General features: G+C 28.5%; 16 protein-coding genes and 1 other RNA gene. All 17 read right to left on the bottom strand.

Annotated elements, in window-relative coordinates; translation table 11 throughout:
- Positions 1-7 precede the first annotated feature (7 nt).
- The 17 genes from M915_RS01215 to M915_RS01140 all read right to left on the bottom strand — a co-directional run bounded on the left by M915_RS01215 (position 8) and on the right by M915_RS01140 (position 18,203).
- Entirely contained in the window at positions 8-1,189 is a 1,182-nt protein-coding gene (locus M915_RS01215; protein ID WP_036728593.1) for a type II secretion system F family protein, read from the bottom strand.
- On the bottom strand, positions 1,186-2,637 hold the full coding sequence (locus tag M915_RS01210) for a GspE/PulE family protein (protein WP_036728591.1): 1,452 nt from the start codon (positions 2,635-2,637) through the stop codon (positions 1,186-1,188). Before M915_RS01210 ends, M915_RS01215 begins: the two co-directional genes overlap by 4 nt.
- A gap of 11 nt (positions 2,638-2,648) precedes the next feature.
- Positions 2,649-4,712: a type I DNA topoisomerase gene (gene topA, locus M915_RS01205; protein WP_036728588.1), complete on the bottom strand. Its 2,064-nt coding sequence runs from the start codon at positions 4,710-4,712 to the stop codon at positions 2,649-2,651.
- Between the two features lie 121 nt (positions 4,713-4,833).
- Entirely contained in the window at positions 4,834-5,811 is a 978-nt protein-coding gene (locus M915_RS01200; RefSeq protein WP_036728586.1) for a C40 family peptidase, read from the bottom strand.
- 127 nt (positions 5,812-5,938) lie between these two features.
- Positions 5,939-6,270: RNase P RNA component class A (gene rnpB, locus M915_RS07300), an RNA gene on the bottom strand.
- Positions 6,271-6,292: 22 nt separating this feature from the next.
- A complete protein-coding gene (locus M915_RS01195; protein WP_009222310.1) occupies positions 6,293-7,081 on the bottom strand; it encodes a Nif3-like dinuclear metal center hexameric protein in 789 nt (262 codons plus the stop codon).
- A complete protein-coding gene (locus M915_RS01190) occupies positions 7,066-7,767 on the bottom strand; it encodes a tRNA (adenine(22)-N(1))-methyltransferase (RefSeq protein ID WP_009222311.1) in 702 nt (233 codons plus the stop codon). Before M915_RS01190 ends, M915_RS01195 begins: the two co-directional genes overlap by 16 nt.
- Entirely contained in the window at positions 7,764-8,915 is a 1,152-nt protein-coding gene (gene rpoD / locus M915_RS01185) for an RNA polymerase sigma factor RpoD (RefSeq protein WP_009222312.1), read from the bottom strand. Before rpoD ends, M915_RS01190 begins: the two co-directional genes overlap by 4 nt.
- A 13-nt stretch (positions 8,916-8,928) precedes the next feature.
- On the bottom strand, positions 8,929-10,734 hold the full coding sequence (gene dnaG / locus M915_RS01180) for a DNA primase (RefSeq protein WP_036728583.1): 1,806 nt from the start codon (positions 10,732-10,734) through the stop codon (positions 8,929-8,931).
- An 8-nt stretch (positions 10,735-10,742) separates the two neighbouring features.
- Complete coding sequence (locus tag M915_RS01175; protein ID WP_009222314.1) at positions 10,743-11,756, bottom strand: deoxyguanosinetriphosphate triphosphohydrolase; 1,014 nt, start codon at positions 11,754-11,756, stop codon at positions 10,743-10,745.
- Positions 11,757-11,767: 11 nt separating this feature from the next.
- Entirely contained in the window at positions 11,768-12,583 is an 816-nt protein-coding gene (locus M915_RS01170; protein ID WP_009222315.1) for a pyruvate, water dikinase regulatory protein, read from the bottom strand.
- Positions 12,584-12,593: 10 nt separating this feature from the next.
- Entirely contained in the window at positions 12,594-13,226 is a 633-nt protein-coding gene (locus M915_RS01165; RefSeq protein WP_009222316.1) for a helix-turn-helix transcriptional regulator, read from the bottom strand.
- A gap of 13 nt (positions 13,227-13,239) precedes the next feature.
- Positions 13,240-15,315, bottom strand: a complete 2,076-nt coding sequence (gene glyS / locus M915_RS01160; RefSeq protein ID WP_036728579.1) for a glycine--tRNA ligase subunit beta — start codon at positions 15,313-15,315, stop codon at positions 13,240-13,242.
- Positions 15,308-16,195 (bottom strand): glycine--tRNA ligase subunit alpha, encoded by an 888-nt coding sequence (gene glyQ / locus M915_RS01155; protein ID WP_036728577.1) that lies wholly within the window; start codon positions 16,193-16,195, stop codon positions 15,308-15,310. The genes glyS and glyQ overlap by 8 nt, the downstream gene beginning before the upstream one ends.
- 16 nt (positions 16,196-16,211) lie before the next feature.
- Positions 16,212-16,913 carry a DNA repair protein RecO gene (recO, locus tag M915_RS01150; protein ID WP_009222317.1) on the bottom strand — a complete coding sequence of 234 codons (702 nt, stop codon included), beginning with the start codon at positions 16,911-16,913 and terminating at the stop codon, positions 16,212-16,214.
- The gene (era, locus tag M915_RS01145) at positions 16,913-17,803 is read right to left on the bottom strand and encodes a GTPase Era (RefSeq protein ID WP_036728575.1); all 891 of its coding nucleotides are present in this window, start codon (positions 17,801-17,803) and stop codon (positions 16,913-16,915) included. Before era ends, recO begins: the two co-directional genes overlap by 1 nt.
- Positions 17,796-18,203, bottom strand: a complete 408-nt coding sequence (locus M915_RS01140; protein WP_009222319.1) for a cytidine deaminase — start codon at positions 18,201-18,203, stop codon at positions 17,796-17,798. Before M915_RS01140 ends, era begins: the two co-directional genes overlap by 8 nt.
- Between the last annotated feature and the right edge of the window lie 4 nt (positions 18,204-18,207).

The raw sequence follows: 18,207 nt of genomic DNA, 5'->3' as shown, positions 1-18,207 counted from the left end.
AACCTCCTTAAATTCTATTAACTAAATCAAACATAGGCATTGCAATTGAAATTACTATGAATCCAACAAATATAGATAATACTAATATGATTATCGGTTCTACAAGCGAAACATATTTTTGACTTTTAAAATATATTTCATGCTCATAATAATCATCTAATGCTCTAAGAATATTATCGAGCTCAGAAGTTTCTTCTCCTATGTTTAACATAGATAATGCCGCTTCAGAAAACAATCCCGTATTTCTCAATGAATCTGATAAACTTATTCCATCATACAAATCTCTAATTGCATTTTTTATATGTTCCTTTACAACAAAATTTTCTGTTGAATCTATTATTATTTCAAGAGAGTTAGACATTGTAGCTTTGGACGATATTAAATAGTTAAGCATATTTACAAATCTCTTAACAATTATTGTCTTATAAAATTTATTCTTTAACTTAATTTTATCTAATGTGTACCTTCCCCTATAAGTTTTAAAAAATACTTCTAATAAAAGAATGGCAATTAAAAAATTTAAAATTATTATAATAATGTTCTTATTTATAAATGTGGATATATTAATCAATATCTGTGTAATATACGGAAGCTCTGCACCGGAATTTTTAAAAACTTCTGCAAATGTAGGTAATATATTTAACATTAAAAAATTCACTATAAAAAATGTAACCACAAATAATAAAGTCGGATATGATAAAGCATTTCTTATTTTTTTATCAAGCTTAACTTTATTTAAATAATATTCCGACAAATTTTTTAATATTAGTATCATATTAGATGAATTTTCTCCAACTCCTATCATATTTACAACTAGATTTGGAAATTCTCTACTTTCTTTTAAGGCATCGCTTAACGGTTTCGCCGAAAGTAAGTCTTGATATACTTTTTTTAAAATCTTATTCTTTTTACCGCTATAACTTTTCAATAATACTCTAAATGCAGATGGAATTGTATTTTTTGCATTAACCAATACATATAGTTGATATAATAAAATATGCAAATCTTCATTATTAAATGTTCTTCTCTTTAATACTATATCCACATTAATTTTATTTATCTCAACAATCTTAATAGGTCTAAGATTTCTACTTCTTAAAATTGATATAGCCTCTTTTTCTGAATTTGCCTCAAGTCTATCTTCTATTAAATTATCTTTAAAATCCAATGCTTTGTATTTAAAAATCATAAGTCACCTATAGTAATTATATTTTTATATACCTCATCCAAAGATGTAATTCCTTCAAGTAACAACTCTTTCATAGATTCTTTTAAAGAAATCATATTATGTTTTTTACATAACTTTCTAAATTCAGTTAAACTTATAGATGAATTTAGAGCTTCTTTCAATTCATCATCCAAAATTAATATTTCAAACACCGCTTTTCTTCCAGCATATCCGCTATTGGCACATTTAGGACAACCGCATTTTTTATATATTTCCATTTCTTCATCAAATATATCTATATATTTTTTCTCTTTAATTTTACAATCACAAAGTTTTCTTACTAATCTTTGTGAAATTATTCCTATAATCCCGGCAGATATTAGATAACTTTCTATTCCCATATCCTTTAATCTATATATTGCTGACGGACTATCATTAGTGTGTAGTGTACTGAGCACTAAATGTCCTGTTATTGAGGCTCTAAGAGATGTACTTGCCGTTTCTGTATCTCTTATTTCACCAACCATTATTTTATCCGGATCAAGTCTTAATATTGTCTTAAGACCTGAATTAAAATCAAATCCGACTTTCTCATTTATTTCTAACTGATTTATACCTTCAATTTTATATTCAACAGGATCTTCTATAGTAAGTATATTTATATCCTCACTTTGAATTGATTTAAGTAAAGTATACAGTGTAGATGTTTTTCCGCTACCGGTAGGACCACATACCAATATCAGACCATTGGGCTGCTTAATTAGAGTTTCTACAGCTTTTAGTTTATCTCCATGTAATCCGATTCCCTTCTTAGTAAATAAAACGTTTTCTCTATCTAAAATCCTAAGCACTACTTTTTCAGAATATATTGTTGGAGTTATTGCAACTCTTATATCAATACTCTTTCCTAAGTAATTAAAACTAAACCTTCCGTCTTGTGGTATATTTTTTACAGTATAATCTAAATTACTGAGAACTTTAATTCTATTTATTATAAATTTAATTACACTCTTTTTTATCTCAAATAAGTCCATTAAAATTCCATCAATTCTAACTCTAATGAGCGATGAATTTACAAGTCCATCAATATGTATATCAGAACATTTATTTTCTATTGCATAAAAAATAATATTATTTAAAAATTCAGATACTTTGGATTTTTCTCCAAGTTCTAATTCTCCACTTTCTATTTCTACTCTAGATTCAAAATTTTCAAGTGAACTTTTAAGTATGGACATATCAGAAACAGAATATACACTCTTCCTATGATTAATTAATTCTTCATCACTACAAATTTCAAATGTTATGGTTTTATTCAAAAGTATCTCCAAATATAGCTGTGTATTCTGATCAATTTCAGTTGACCAGAATACGATATTACTATTATTTTCTAATTTAGGAACTACATTGTATTTCATAGAAATATCTTTATTTACAATACCAATAACATTATCAGATATAAAGTTCATATTAATCTCCATTACTTTTCAACATAATTACAATCTTTATTGCTACATTTTATCAAATTGCCCTTTTTGGTTACTACTTCTGTTAAAACTTCTCCACATTTAGGACAAATCTTATCTATAGGTTTATTCCACGTTACAAAATCACATTTTGGAAAATTGTCACATCCGTAAAATACTCTTCCTTTTTTACTTCTTTTTATTACAATATCTCCTCCACATTTAGGACATTTTAAACCAATTTTTTCAACTAATGATTTAGTATTTCTACATTCAGGAAATCCGGGACATGCTAAAAATTTTCCATATCTTCCCATCTTTATTACCATATTCCTGCCACATTTTTCACACTTTATATCGGTTTCTTCATCACGAATTTCAATTTTTTCAATTTTACTGTCAGCTATTTTTAAATCTTCTTCAAGTTTAACATAAAAATTCCTTATTAAATTTCTCCATTCTAATTCACCATCAGCTATTTTATCAAGATCAGCTTCCATATTAGCAGTAAACTGCTCATTTATTAAATCAGAAAAATTATCACACAAAATTTCATTAACCGTTATCCCAAGTTCAGTTGGAAGTATTTTTTTATCTTCTATCACAACATAATATCTTGAAAGTAATGTACTTATTATCGGTGCATAAGTAGACGGCCTTCCTATAGCTCTTTCTTCCAAAAATTTAATTAAAGTTGCCTCATTATACCTTGCAACAGGTTGTGTAAAATGTTGAATATTTTCAATTGTCGCACATTTCAGCTTATCGCCGACCTCTAAATTAGGCAATATATCATCTTTTTCAGTTGAAAATTCATATACTCTTAAAAATCCATCAAACTTTATTTGCGAACCGGATGACTTAAATACTTCATTATTTGAAATTATATTGAGACTCATCGTATCATAAATTGCAGGTTGCATTTGTGATGCAACAAATCTTTTCCAAATTAAAGAATATAATTTAAATTCATCTTTAGAAAGTGAATCTTTCAATAAGTTTGGTGTCCTATTCACATCTGTAGGTCTTATACACTCATGAGCATCTTGAATATTACTTTTACTAACTTTAGCATTATTTTTATATAGGTAATTATCCCCATATTCATCACTTATAAATTTAAGTACGCTATTTTGAGCTTCATCTGACATTCTTGTAGAATCTGTTCTCATATAAGTTATTAATCCCACAGATCCTTCATGCGGAATATCTATACCTTCATATAAACTTTGTGCCACAATCATTGTTTTTTTTGTAGAAAAATTCAACTTTTTAGATGCTTCTTGTTGCATTGTAGATGTAGTAAAAGGAGGAGAAGATGATTTTTTTCTCACGCCGCTCTTTTTTTCTTCTACAATAAAATTATCTTTGTCAATATTATTTAATATATCTAAAGACTCTTTTTCCGTTTTTATTTCACGTTTTATCTGTTTGCCATTTTCTATTGTTCCATAGTATTTAGACGAAAATTTACTTCTTCCCTTTTTTAGGGTAGCTTCAATTGTCCAGTATTCTTCAGCTTCGAATTCTTCTATTTCCTGTTCTCTATCACATATAGCTTTTAAAACAACAGACTGCACTCTTCCGGCAGACAAACCGCTTTTTATCTTCTTCCAAAGCAATGGACTTATTTTATATCCCGCAAGTCTATCTAAAACTCTCCTTGCTTGTTGTGCATTAACAAGATCCATATCTATCAAACGTGGATTTTTAATTTGTCTTTTTACAGTTTCTTTTGTTATTTCATTAAATGTTACTCTATTCTTACTATTTGAATCAAGATTAAGTATATTACTTAAATGCCATGAAATAGCTTCCCCTTCTCTATCAGGGTCAGTTGCCAAATATATATGATCTGCTTCTTTAGCATCTTTTTTTAATCCTTTAATAATATCTCCCTTGCCTCTAATATTTATATAGCTGGGCTCGAAATTATTATCAACATCTATTCCAAGTTTACTTTTAGGCAAATCTCTTATATGTCCTACCGATGCTACAACTTTATAAGTACTTCCAAGCATTTTTTTAATAGTTTTAGCCTTAGTAGGTGACTCAACTATAACTAAATTTTTAGCCAATATTACACTTCCTTAAACATTTTTCATTTATGTTATAATATCAAGTATTTATTAAGTGTTCAAGTCTTTTAACAATTTTTTAAACAAAAAAACCTAAGGCTAATCCTTAGGTTTTTGTATTTTATAACACTCTTGTTGCATTTACATAATGAGAATCATAGTATTTTTCATTTAAATTAGATACTACAACTTTTCCTTTACCGCTTGATGCATGAATAAATTCTCCGTTTCCTATATATATGCCAACGTGAGAAACTCCGCCACCTGTAGTATTAAAAAACACCAAATCTCCTGCTTGAAGATTTTCTCTTTCAATTTGAATTCCATACTCTGATTGTTCTGAAGAACTTCTCGGTAAATTTATTCCCATTTGCTTTTTATATACAGCATATATCAAGCCTGAACAATCATATCCTTCATCTCCTGCAGATCCATATACATATGTTGTTCCTAACTTATCAAAAGCAGAATCTAATATTATCTTAACTTTTCCATTTTCAACATTTGGTACAACAACTTTGGCTTTTTCAACATTAGATGTTGTAATTTTTGCTGTTGCAACTTTTTGTATTTCCTTTTCCTCATTTGATAAAATATTTACTTGCACTACATTAGTTTTTTTCTCAACAACTTTAATTGCCTTTTTAGGTTCAATTTTTTTAGTTGTTGTAGACACTAATTCTAAACAGTTTTTATCAACTTCGCCCTCTACATTGTCATTGCATTTAACTAAGAAATTTTCTCCTCTTAAAGCTAAATACACAACTTCTTCTCCCAAAAATAAATTTCTTATAATTTGTCCTTCTTTATCTTTTATAGATGTATTTTTAGAAACTTTATATATAGAAGTAGTAACTTCTGTTAATTCTATTTTTTCTGTAGGAATTGTAACACGAGCTTTTCCTTTAGCAACTATGTATCCATCTTTTGCTTTTTCTACTATTTCAGCTTTTTCCCCTAATTCAAAATAAACTTTATTTCCACTATAAGTAGTTTGAACATGGTCTCTTATAAAAATACCGGTATCTTTAAGTCCAAATAACGATACTGCACATAATGCAATTACTCCCATAGGTACTTTCTTATTTATATTCAACAATTTGTAACACTCCTTATGTTAAAAATATAATCTCTTTCTAATAAAGTATAACAAATCGGTTACAAAAATGCAATAAAAGATTACAAATTTGTTAAAATAATTTTAACCTATTTGTAATCTTTTATCATAAGTAAGTAAATCTATAAGCTGCGTTCTGTTTTATCAATCATCTATCTATATTTATTGTCACCAATAAATTAAAGCGACCTACCTTCCGGCAGATGCGAGCAACATCTGTTTTATCCTATCTTGGTCTTGCTCCGAATGGGGTTTACATGGCATTATTATTACTAATAACCCGGTGAGCTCTTACCTCGCCTTTCCACCCTTACCTGAACTTCAGGCGGTATCTCTCTGTTGCACTTTCCTTAGGGTTGCCCCCACCGGTCTTTCACCGGCATCCTGCTCTATGGAGCGCAGACTTTCCTCATCTATCGATGCGATTGACCAATTTACTTACTAAAATATTTTAACACTGAATTTAAACTCGATCAAGTTCTAATTCAAAATTAGATGAAGTAAGTGAATATACATCAATTTCAAACTTATTTTTATACTCATAACTAAGTTTTTCAATTATCAATTTTTCACTTCCATAATGTCCTATATCCATAACAGCTATATTATTTTCATATGCATATTGTCCATCATGATATTTTATATCTCCTGTTATATACAAATTTGCATTATGTTTTACCGCATCACTTATAAAATCTGAACCTGATCCTCCACAAATTGCTATAATATCTAATTTAGATGGATATTTTCCATATAATTTTATATTGTCAATTTTTAGTTCATCTTCAAATTTATTTTTAATTTCAGCCAATGAATTAAATTTATTATTAGTACCGATTTTACCAATATAACATCCATTTTCCATTTCAGATAATCCTACACAATTATCTAATTCTAAAAATTCCGCTAAACAATCATTAACTCCATTTATAGCAATATCAAGAGATGTGTGTGAACTATATACACTTATCTTATTTTCTATTAGTTTTAAAATATTTTCCCCAAAATAACTGCTGAAATTTATATTTTTAATTCCTCTAAAAAACATCGGATGGTGAGTTATTATTAGTTTAGAGTTTTTTTCAATGGCAAAATCTATTACTCTATCATCTATATCTAATGCGACCACTATCGAAGCGGTTTTTTCTTCGTCAAATAATATTTGCCATCCCGAATTGTCCCATTCTTCTTGAAAACTTGGATTTGCCCAATTTTCTAAAAATTCAATTAATTTGATTACATCATATTCCATAATAGCTCCTCATAAGATTTGTTTTTAGACTCTAACTTACTAATTCTATTTAAGACCCTATCAGTATTAGAACCTTCTTTTAAAATTTTTATTATTGATTTATTATATTTTATTTTATTTTCTAAAAATAATTTTAAAATATTTTCTTTTCTTTCATACATTAATTTCGGAATCTCATAATAGATTTCGTTAACTTCAGTTCTTATACCTGTATATTTAACAACTATTATTTCAAAAAACTTTTCATCTTCATATACAATATTTTCATCCAAAATTTCATATCCGGTACAATACAGATATTTCCTTAAAAATTCTTGACCTTGCATTGGCTGGAGTATTAATTTTTTTAAGTTTTTAACTTTAGAAATTTCTTTATGAAGTAAATCTACAATTAAATTTCCACCCATTCCGGCTATTATTACAGTATCAACTTCTCCATCCTCTACTACTTCAAGGCCGCTTCCAAGTCTTGGAAATATTTTATCACTATAATTAAGTTTTTTTACCAATTCTACACTTTTTTTCAAAGACGAAAAACTTATATCTGAACATACCACATAATCGGATATATTATTTGATACTAAAAAAGCAGGCACAAATCCATGATCTGTGCCTATGTCTGCTACTTTAGAATTTCTATCCACATATTCTGAAATTTTTTTTAATCTATTAGAAATATTTATCATTCCAAAAAATCCTTTAATTTTTTACTTCTGCTCGGATGTCTTAATTTTCTAAGAGCTTTTGCTTCTATTTGTCTGATTCTCTCTCTTGTAACATCAAATTCTTTTCCTACTTCTTCAAGTGTTCTTGCTCTGCCATCATCAAGTCCAAATCTAAGAGTTAAAACTTTCTTTTCTCTATCTGTTAAAGTCTGTAATACATCTTCCAATTGCTCTTTTAGTAATGTAAATGTAGCTGCATCAGATGGTGATAATATTTCATCATCCGGAATAAAATCTCCTAAATGAGAATCTTCTTCTTCTCCTATAGGTGTCTCTAATGAAACAGGCTCTTGAGCAATTTTTTGAATTTCTCTTACTTTTTCTACTTCGAGATTCATTTCTTTTCCTATTTCTTCAGGTAGCGGATCTCTGCCAAGTTCTTGTACCAATTGTCTCTGTACTCTAACCAATTTATTAATAGTTTCAACCATATGAACCGGTATTCTAATAGTTCTAGCTTGATCTGCAATAGCGCGAGTTATAGCCTGTCTTATCCACCATGTAGCATAAGTCGAAAACTTAAACCCTTTTGTATAGTCAAATTTCTCTACCGCTTTCATAAGCCCTAAATTTCCCTCTTGAATTAAATCAAGAAAGCTCATTCCTCTTCCAACATATCTCTTAGCAATAGAAACTACCAGTCTTAAATTCGCTTCAGCTAATTCTTGCTTAGCATCTTCGTCTCCAACTTCCATTCTTTGAGCAATATCTATCTCTTCATCTCCTGTAAGTAGAGGAATCTTTCCTATTTCTTTTAAATACATCCTTACAGGATCATCTACACTTATCCCCTTAGGTACAGATAAATCTTCTTTTGATAAATCATCCTCATCATCTTTTCTAACATCTAAAATATCCTCATCAAGCTTATCATCATCCAAAATATCATCGTCTATTTTATCATCTGTTAAAATTTCTATTCCAGACTTCTCAAAATCTTGATATAATAACTCAATCTCATCACTTTCCATAGGGATTTCTTCTAATGCATTAATAATTTCATCGTAAGTTAGATTTCCTTTTTTCTTACCATTATTTTTTAAATTTATAATTATACTATCTTTTGATTGAAGGTTGCCATCTTCAATTTTTGAATCAGTATCTTGCATATATTTAGCCTCCTTACTGAGAAATATTAATTGTTTTATTTATTTCATTTAGTTCATCTATTAGTAACTTTAAAATTTCAGAATTTTTTTTGGACGGTTCTTCTTTTTCAAGATTTTTTATATCTTGTAATATATCTTTTCTTCTATATTCCAAACTATCTTTTTTCAAAGCTCCAATCAACTCACTAATAATTTTATCCGAACTATATTGATTAATTTCAATTATATTTATTTTATCAGCATAATCTTGAGATATCAGCTTCTTATCTACCAAATTTTTTAACACGTCTTTAAAATCTATACCTTGCCTATAATATTCGGCAAGCTCTTCAAATATTATCCTGCATTCAGACTTTGTAAATTCACACGAATTTATTTTTTTATCTATCAACTCAAAATTATCATTTGAATAAAGTGCATATTTTATAAGTTGGTCTTCTGCTATATACCTTGTATTTATCGAAATCTTTTTATCTTTAACTTCTTTATTTTTATATTCATAAGTTTTTTTATTAAATTCTTTATTTTTCTTATTTCTGCTTAAAATTAATATATAATTAATAATAGAATTTTTAGAGACACCATATTGCTTAGATATTTTATCTACATAGATATCCATTTCTATAGGATTTTTTATTCTTGAAATTAACTTTGACACTTCACTAGTAAATCCGCTTAATCCATCCGGCGACTCTATATTATAGTTCTCTCTTATTTTAGATATTTTATATTCCAAATATGGTTGACTATTTTTAAGTTCAATCTCAAAGCTAAGTTTTCCATATTTTGTTACATATTCATCAGGATCCAATTTTTCTGGCAACGTTAATATTTTCGGCTTTATATTTTGAATTATAAGTATATCTATAGCTCTATTTGTAGCCTTTATCCCTGCAGAATCTCCATCATAACATATATATACTTCTTTACCATATCTTTTTATGAGTTCTGCTTGTTCTTCCGTTAATGAAGTACCTAAGCTTGCTACACTATAATTTATACCACTTTTATATAAAGATATAACATCCATATATCCTTCTACCAAAATAATCTTTTCTCTATCAGATTTTTCTGATATTATGTTTAAATTATATAAGTTTTTACCTTTATTAAATATAATCGTATCTCTTGTATTTAAATATTTAGGAAGACTGTCATCAAGAACTCTTCCTCCAAATCCTATGACTCTTTTTTTTGTATCTATTATAGGGAACATAATTCTATTTCTAAATCTATCTATAAATTTACCTGATTTTGACTTTGAAACTAAATTAAATTCTTCAAGTTCATCTCCATTAAATCCCTTTTTACTTAAATAATTAAATAATTCATTCCAACTGTCAGGAGCATAACCAAGTCCATAGTCTCTAATTGTATCATTGTCAATATTTCTATTTTTTAAATACATATATGCAGACTTAGATCTGCTTAAAGAAAGCATAAAGAATTTTGCAGCTTCTCTATTAGCTTCATAAGCTCTATTTTTTTTATTTATCAGCTGGGTATTTATACTCTCGGATGTATTTTTCAATTCTATTCCATATTTGTCTGCCAAAAACTTAACAGCTTCTCTAAAACCTAAATTTTCTCTTTTCATTATGAAAGAGATTTGATCTCCTCCAACACCGCAACCAAAACAATGAAATATTCCTTTACTTGGTGATACAGAAAAAGAAGGAGTTTTTTCACCATGAAATGGGCAAAGTCCCATATAATTACTTCCACTTTTTTTTAAGTGTACATATTGAGAAATCAAATTTACTATGTCAATTTTATCTCTAATATCATTTAAAAGTTCGTCATCTATAATGTAGGACATAAAATCACCTACTTACTCCAACCCTTTGGGATATACAATGACTTATATAAATCAACAACATATATATCCGTCATCCCTGCTATATAATCACATATTATATCTTCTTCAGTGTGCTCTATATTTTCGTATACCTTTAAATTTTCAGCAGGTATCTTACTAATATCATTTTTATAATAATCAAATAAAGACATAATTATATGCTCTATTTTATCATCTTCTGATTTAACAGTTTTATCTAAATAAACATTTTTAAACATAAACTGTCTAAGTTCCATAGTTGCTTTTTCTATTTCCGGTTCCATATAAATAGAATTTTTATGATAACTTTCTCTAACTATTGAATTTATCATTTTATTTATTCTCTTACTATGAGAATCTCCAAGAAGCTCAATTAAATCAGTCGGTAAATCTGTTTTTGAAATTATTCCAGCTCTAATAGCATCATCAATATCGTGATTTATATATGCTATTCTATCTGCATATTTTAATATTTTACCCTCCAATGTTGATGCAACATTATCACCGGAATGATTTACAATACCATCTCTTACTTCCCAAGTAAGATTTAAACCAATTCTATTTTCTCCAACTTCAAGATAATCTACCATTCTAAGTGACTGTTCATTGTGTTTAAATCCTTTTTGATTTAATTTATTCAAAACTTTTTCTCCACTATGTCCGAATGGAGTATGTCCAAGATCATGTCCTAATGCCATAGCTTCAATTAAATCTTCATTTAACTCAAGACTTCTTGCTATTGTTCTGGCTATTTGTGAAACTTCAAGAGTATGTGTAAGTCTTGTTCTAAAGTGATCCTTTTCAGGAGATATAAAAACTTGTGTCTTATGCTTTAATCTTCTAAATGCTTTTGAATGTAATATTCTATCTCTATCTCTCTGATATTCTGTTCTCAAATTACACTTTTCTTCAAACTTTTGACGCCCTCTACTCTCATCAGAAAAACTTGCAAAATTATATAAAATTTCATGCTCAAGTTTTTCTCTCTTTTCTCTTGGATTCATATTATCCTCCGCTATAAAACTTTTTCCATGTGGTCAATAATAATCTCAGCTGTTTCTTCAATTGCTTTATTGGAAACATCAATTACAAAACATCCAAGTTCTTCCATTATTTGCTTAGAATATTTAAGTTCAGCTTTGATTCTTTCAATATTTGCATACTTTGCGCTACTTGATAACCCTAATGATTTAAGTCTTTCCTCTCTTATCGTTATAAGTTTTTCAGGATTACAAGTTAATCCTATTACTCTATTAATATCCTTCTCATATACCTCTGCCGGAACCGGAACTTCCGGTACAAGAGGTATATTTGCAACTTTATATAATTTATTTGCAAGATACATAGAAAGTGGTGTTTTTGATGTTCTTGATATTCCAACAAGACATATATCTGCCTTTTTAGCTCCTCTTGGATCTTTACCGTCATCATACTTTACAGCAAACTCAATCGCTTCTACTTTTTTAAAATAATTATCATCAAGTCTTCTTATAAGTCCAGGTTCTCTTACCGGTGAATATCCTAATATTGCTTCTAAATGACTCATCGGAGAACCCATTACATCTACAGTATGCAAACTAAGTTCTTCCGCTTTTTTTTCTATAAAATCTCTTGTCGACTGAACAACATTTGTATATATTATTAAACTTCTTGTACTTTGTGCCGCTTCAAGAAGTATAGGCTCTATTTGTTCTATTGTGTTGTGATAAGGATACCTCTTTATTTCAAAATTTTCAGACTCAAATTGTCTTATACTTCCTTTGGCAATAAGTTCTCCCGTTTCACCTATAGAATCTGAAATTACATATATTATAATTGAATTATCAGACATAATTCCTCCTTTAATATCCTTCCTTTACAAGCTCTACAAAAATTCTATTGACATTTGTTTTAGTAAATCTTCCTATTACTTTAAGTTTATTTAAATCTCCGTCTGTAATTCTAACAACAGGAAGAGAATCAACTGCTCTGTCATTGATTTTTATAGCAGCTTCAATTATACTGCTATTTTCTGTCACATATACTATACTGGACATTCTTGTCATTATCATGGCTACCGGAGTATTGTTTAAATCCATTTTACCAAGAGTTGTTCTAAGTAAATCTTTCCTAGAAACAACCCCTGTTAAAAATCCATTAGATGTTATGAAAATCGAACTTACATTTTCTAAAAACAGTTCAACTATAACATCATAAATACTCGTGTTTTCATCCATTACTACCGGCACACTCATCGTTTCTTTTACTAATATTTTATCTACTTCTCTTAAAAATATAGATGTATTGGAATTCTCAATATAAAAATATCCGACTTTAGGACGTGCACCTAATATATTAAGCCGAGTTAATACCGAAAGATCCGGTCGTATAGTGGCTCTTGATATATTAAGTTCTCTAGCTATATCGTCTCCTGTAATAGGAGCTCTTCCTTTAACTATTTCAATTATATCAAGTTGCCTTTTAGTAAAATCCAAATTATCACCAACTTTAATCAGTTACAATTTTTTCTATATTCAATATTCTTCTCATTACAAAATCTATTTTGCTTATCATTTCAAGTCTATTAAATTTAATTTTTTCATCATCAACCAATACCATTATATTATCAAAGTAATTATTTATTAATACAACTAAATTATCCATTAAATTTAACGCTTCAATATACTCTTTATCATCTATTAATTTATTTACATTCTCTAATAATTTAGACTGTGCTTCATAAAGAGCTTTTTCATCAGGCTCAGATAAAAGCAATGCTTCAAATTCTATATCCCTATCTTTTTTCTTAGCCATATTATGAAGTCTTGTATATGCATCTATTAAACTGCTCTTGTCTTCTTTAAAATATTTATTTAATTCATTAGCTTTTTTGAAGATATTTACAACACTTTCTGAATCACTTAGTACAGAATCAATAATATCATATCTTATATCGTCTTCTTGAAGCATGTTTTTTAATCTTCCTGCAAAAAATTCTATTATGCTATTTTTAACTTTTTCATAATCAAATACTAAAGATAACTCACTGGTATAAATATACAATGAATAATCAACTATGTCTCCAATAAGTATGTCCCACTTATTTGATTCTATTATATTAATAATCCCTCTTGCATTTCTTCTTAAAGCGAAAGGATCTTGAGAACCTGTAGGTATTAAACCTATTGCAAACAATCCTGTTATAGTATCAATTTTATCTGCTATTGCAAGAATTGAACCTGTTGTTGACTTAGGTAATAAATCATTTGAAAACCTTGGTAAATACTGTTCATAAATAGCCTGAGATACTATCTCAGATTCTCCGCTCTTAGTTGCATAAATTGAACCCATGACTCCTTGAAGTTCTGTAAATTCTTGAACCATTTTTGTAGTTAAATCAGCCTTAGAAAGTTTTGCAGAACGTTTTATAGATTCTATAGTTTCATCAGCAACCTCTAAATTTTCTCCTATCTTTTGAGCAAGTTTAGACACACGTTCAGATTTGTCATACATCGTTCCAAGTTTTTGTTGAAACATTACTCCCTTTAATGAATCAATATAACTTTCAAGTGATTTTGATATATCATCATTGTAGAAAAATTTAGCGTCTTCAAGTCTTGCTCCAAGTACCTTTTCGTTGCCTGCTATTACTATATCTTTATAATCGTCATTTCCGTTTCTTATAGTTATAAAATTAGGAAGAAGTTCTCCATTTGAAGCATGGATAGGTATAAATCTTAAATGATCTCTCATCGGAGTAGTGATTACTTCTTTCGGTAATTGTAAATACTCATCTTTTATACTTCCCATTATAGGATTTGGATATTCAACTATATATGTTAATTCTTCCAATAAATCTTTATCTTCGTATATTTCTCCACCTATTGACTTTGCAATTTTTGCAGAACCGTATTTAATTATTTCTCTTCTTTCATTTTGATTTAATATTACAAAATTATCTTTAAGTAGAGATTCATAATTATCTACTTCATCAACAACTATATTTGAGCTTCCTAAAAATCTATGTCCTCTTGTAATATTTGAAACACCAATTCCCTCAAATTCAAAAGGAACAACTTTATTATTTAGCAATGATACAATCCATCTAATCGGTCTTGCAAATTTAATATTTTTGCCTCCCCATTTCATATTTTTAGGGAAATTTATAGATTTGATTAATTCCGCAATATTTTTAGATACTATACTTTCAAATGAGTCTCCTTTTTTATGTATATTAGAATATACATATTCCTCACCTTTAAATTCTTTTATAACAATATTTTCAGGTGCTATATTTTGAGACTTCATAAATCCAAGCAAAGGTTTAGTAGGATTTCCTTCCTCATCAAATGCTATTTTCTTCGCCGGACCTTTTACTTCTAAATCTAAATCTTTTTGATATAATTCAACATCATTTATGATCAAAGTTAATCTTCTTGGAGTAGCATAGACTTCTACACTGTCATATTTAAGATCATTTTCTTCTAATAATTTTTTTGCCTTATCTTCCATTTGAGCTATTGCTAAATTTACAAATCTTGCAGGAAGCTCTTCAACCCCAATTTCAAGCAAATATCTATTCATTGCCAACACCTACCTTATTTAATAAAGGGTAACCCATTTCTTCTCTTTCTTTTAAATACTGTAATGCGACTGCTCTAGCAAGATTTCTGACTCTTGATATATAAACCGCCCTTTCAGAAACAGATATCGCTCCTCTTGCATCTAATACATTAAAAGCATGAGAACATTTTAAACAATAATCATAAGCAGGAAGTACAAGACCGTTTTCTATTATTCTCATAGACTCTTTTTCATACACTGTAAATAAATTTTTAAGCATATCGATATCAGCAGTTTCAAAGCTATAAACGGAATGCTCATATTCTGACATTTTAAATACATCACCATATGTTAACTTCTCATTCCATTTTATTTCGTATACAGAATTTACATTTTGTAAATACATAGCTATCCTTTCTAGACCATATGTCAGTTCTGCAGATTCAAGTTCACAGTTTACTCCACCAACTTGTTGAAAATAAGTGAATTGTGTTACTTCCATTCCATCTAACCAAACTTCCCAACCAAGTCCCCATGCTCCAAGTGTAGGTGACTCCCAATTATCTTCTACAAATCGTATGTCATGCTTTAACGCATCTATACCTATGGCTTTTAAGCTGTCAAGATATAATTCTTGTACATTTTCAGGAGACGGCTTTAATATAACTTGCATTTGATGATGTTGATATAATCTATTAGGGTTTTCTCCATATCTGCCGTCAGCAGGTCTTCTGGATGGCTCCACATAACAAGTTCTCCATTCTTCAGGCCCTAATGCTCTTAAAAATGTTGATGGATTCATTGTACCTGCACCCTTTTCAACATCATAAGGTTGCATAATTACGCATCCCTTATCTTTCCAATAGCTTTGTAAATTTTGTATCAAATCTTGAAAATACATTTTTTTCCCCCTTAATTTAAATAAGTGCTAACGAATTAATTTCGTTAATATCAAGATTATATTTTATATATTCTATTAAAATATTGTGTAAATATATAAGCTTATCACTGTCATATCTTTCGTCTATTTCATCTAAAGAAGTATATAATAATTTTTTTAAATAGTAAATATCTTTTTTATCCAGTAGATAACAACCGAACTGATTTTCATCCAAATCTACAATACCGCCATCTTTAATAGAAAAATAGTTGTTTTTTTCTTGTAATTCTAATGATGGTCTATATCCTAAAAATGTAATATATTTTAATTCAAAAGCTAAAATTATCGGCATGATATAATTAATATTTTGAATGATTTTTAAAGTTTTTACAGTTAAATCAAATATCTTTTTATTTACTTCTCCTTCAAGAAAGGTTTTATCCAATAATTCTAAAATATAACTAGATATTATTAAAGTTTCATATTTTTTTCTTATTTTAAAGTTCGAATTTAAAATAGTAGCAGATTCAATGTAATAAAATGATCTCCCCTTATTTATATAAGCATTTGAGTGACTAAAAAGCTGTGTTATAGAAACAAGAGGTGATTTAGCATTTAATGCTCCCTTAGCTAAAATTGTAATTTTTCCCTTTTCTTTTGAAAATACTCTTATAATTTTACTTGATTCACCATATTTTTGTTCACTCAGTACAATTAATTCAGTCCTTATCTTTTCCATTACTTATATCCAAAATATTTAACTTTATTATCTAAATCTCTCCAATTTTTTTCTACCTTGACCCACAAATTAAGATTCACTTTAGTATCAAGCAAATTTTCAATTTCAGTTCTTGCTGCACTTCCTATTTTTTTTAACATTTGTCCATTTTTACCAATTACTATTTTTTTATGAGATTCTCTTTCAATATATATGACCGCTTCAATATCAGTTATTTCTTTTTCTTTTCTCTCTCTCATTTTCTCAATTGAAACGGCAATGCCATGTGGTATCTCCTCATCTAAAAATCTAAGAGCTTTTTCTCTTATAATTTCTCCAACAATAAACTTTTCCGGATGATCTGTTACCATATCTTCAGGATAATACATAGGTCCGATTGGAATATACTTTGCCAATGTCTTCAAATAACTTTCTACTCCATCATTCTTTAATGCAGATATCGGAATTATTTCCTTAAATATTCCAATGTCATCATACATTTTTATTATTTCAAAAAGCTCTTCTTTTGCAACCTCATCTATTTTATTTACTAAAAGTACAATAGGTGTTTTTAGGTTTTTTTCTTTTAATTCTTTTATTATATAATTATCAAGTTTTCCTATTTTTTTTGAGCAATCCACTATATATGTTATGACATCTACTTCAGAAAGAGTTGATTCAGATACTTTTAACATATAATCACCTAATTTATTTTTTGGCATCTGTATCCCGGGAGTATCTAAAAATATAACTTGCATTTCTTCATCAGTATATATAAATGTTATTTTATTTCTTGTTGTTTGAGCTTTATTAGAAATAGCAGAAATTTTTTGACCTACTATACAATTTAAAAGTGTACTTTTTCCTACATTAGGTCTCCCTATTATTGTAACAAAACCTGATTTAAACATTTTTTACTCCTTCAAGATCTTCCGGCCCAAAACTATACGGAAGTAATTCTTCTAATGTAAATACTTTATAACGCTCAACCGAATTAGCTATTATTATCTTTGCATTTACTCCAAATTCTCTTATTACTTGTCTGCATACTCCACACGGAAATGTATATTCTGCATCTCCTACTATAGCAATCTTTTTAATTTTTCTCTTTCCTTCTGATATTGCTGTAAATATCGCAGTTCTTTCAGCACAATTTGTAGGTGAGTAAGATGCTATTTCTATATTTCCTCCTTTATATACACTACCATCTTCCATCTCAACTGCGGCACCAACTCTAAAATTAGAATACGGTGTATATGATGAATTATTTTTAGCTTCAATAGCCAACTCTATTAATTTTTTATCTTCCATCAAA

The sequence above is a fragment of the Peptoniphilus mikwangii genome, assembly GCF_000468535.1.
In the GTDB taxonomy this organism is placed as follows: domain Bacteria; phylum Bacillota; class Clostridia; order Tissierellales; family Peptoniphilaceae; genus Anaerosphaera; species Anaerosphaera mikwangii.
This window is presented reverse-complemented; position numbering and strand designations above follow the sequence as displayed.

Bases quoted from the DNA above. Each gene is read 5' to 3' on its own strand.
- M915_RS01195 (WP_009222310.1), bottom strand. From the start codon at position 7,081: ATGGAATATGATGTAATCAAATTAATTGAATTTTTAGAAAATTGGGCA.
- M915_RS01175 (WP_009222314.1), bottom strand. From the start codon at position 11,756: ATGAATCCAAGAGAAAAGAGAGAAAAACTTGAGCATGAAATTTTATAT.
- era (WP_036728575.1), bottom strand. From the start codon at position 17,803: ATGTTTAAATCAGGTTTTGTTACAATAATAGGGAGACCTAATGTAGGA.
- glyS (WP_036728579.1), bottom strand. From the start codon at position 15,315: ATGAATAGATATTTGCTTGAAATTGGGGTTGAAGAGCTTCCTGCAAGA.
- M915_RS01140 (WP_009222319.1), bottom strand. From the start codon at position 18,203: ATGGAAGATAAAAAATTAATAGAGTTGGCTATTGAAGCTAAAAATAAT.
- dnaG (WP_036728583.1), bottom strand. From the start codon at position 10,734: ATGTCCTACATTATAGATGACGAACTTTTAAATGATATTAGAGATAAA.
- rpoD (WP_009222312.1), bottom strand. From the start codon at position 8,915: ATGCAAGATACTGATTCAAAAATTGAAGATGGCAACCTTCAATCAAAA.
- glyQ (WP_036728577.1), bottom strand. From the start codon at position 16,195: ATGTATTTTCAAGATTTGATACAAAATTTACAAAGCTATTGGAAAGAT.
- M915_RS01215 (WP_036728593.1), bottom strand. From the start codon at position 1,189: ATGATTTTTAAATACAAAGCATTGGATTTTAAAGATAATTTAATAGAA.
- M915_RS01170 (WP_009222315.1), bottom strand. From the start codon at position 12,583: ATGTCTGATAATTCAATTATAATATATGTAATTTCAGATTCTATAGGT.
- recO (WP_009222317.1), bottom strand. From the start codon at position 16,913: ATGGAAAAGATAAGGACTGAATTAATTGTACTGAGTGAACAAAAATAT.
- M915_RS01210 (WP_036728591.1), bottom strand. From the start codon at position 2,637: ATGAACTTTATATCTGATAATGTTATTGGTATTGTAAATAAAGATATT.
- M915_RS01190 (WP_009222311.1), bottom strand. From the start codon at position 7,767: ATGATAAATATTTCTAATAGATTAAAAAAAATTTCAGAATATGTGGAT.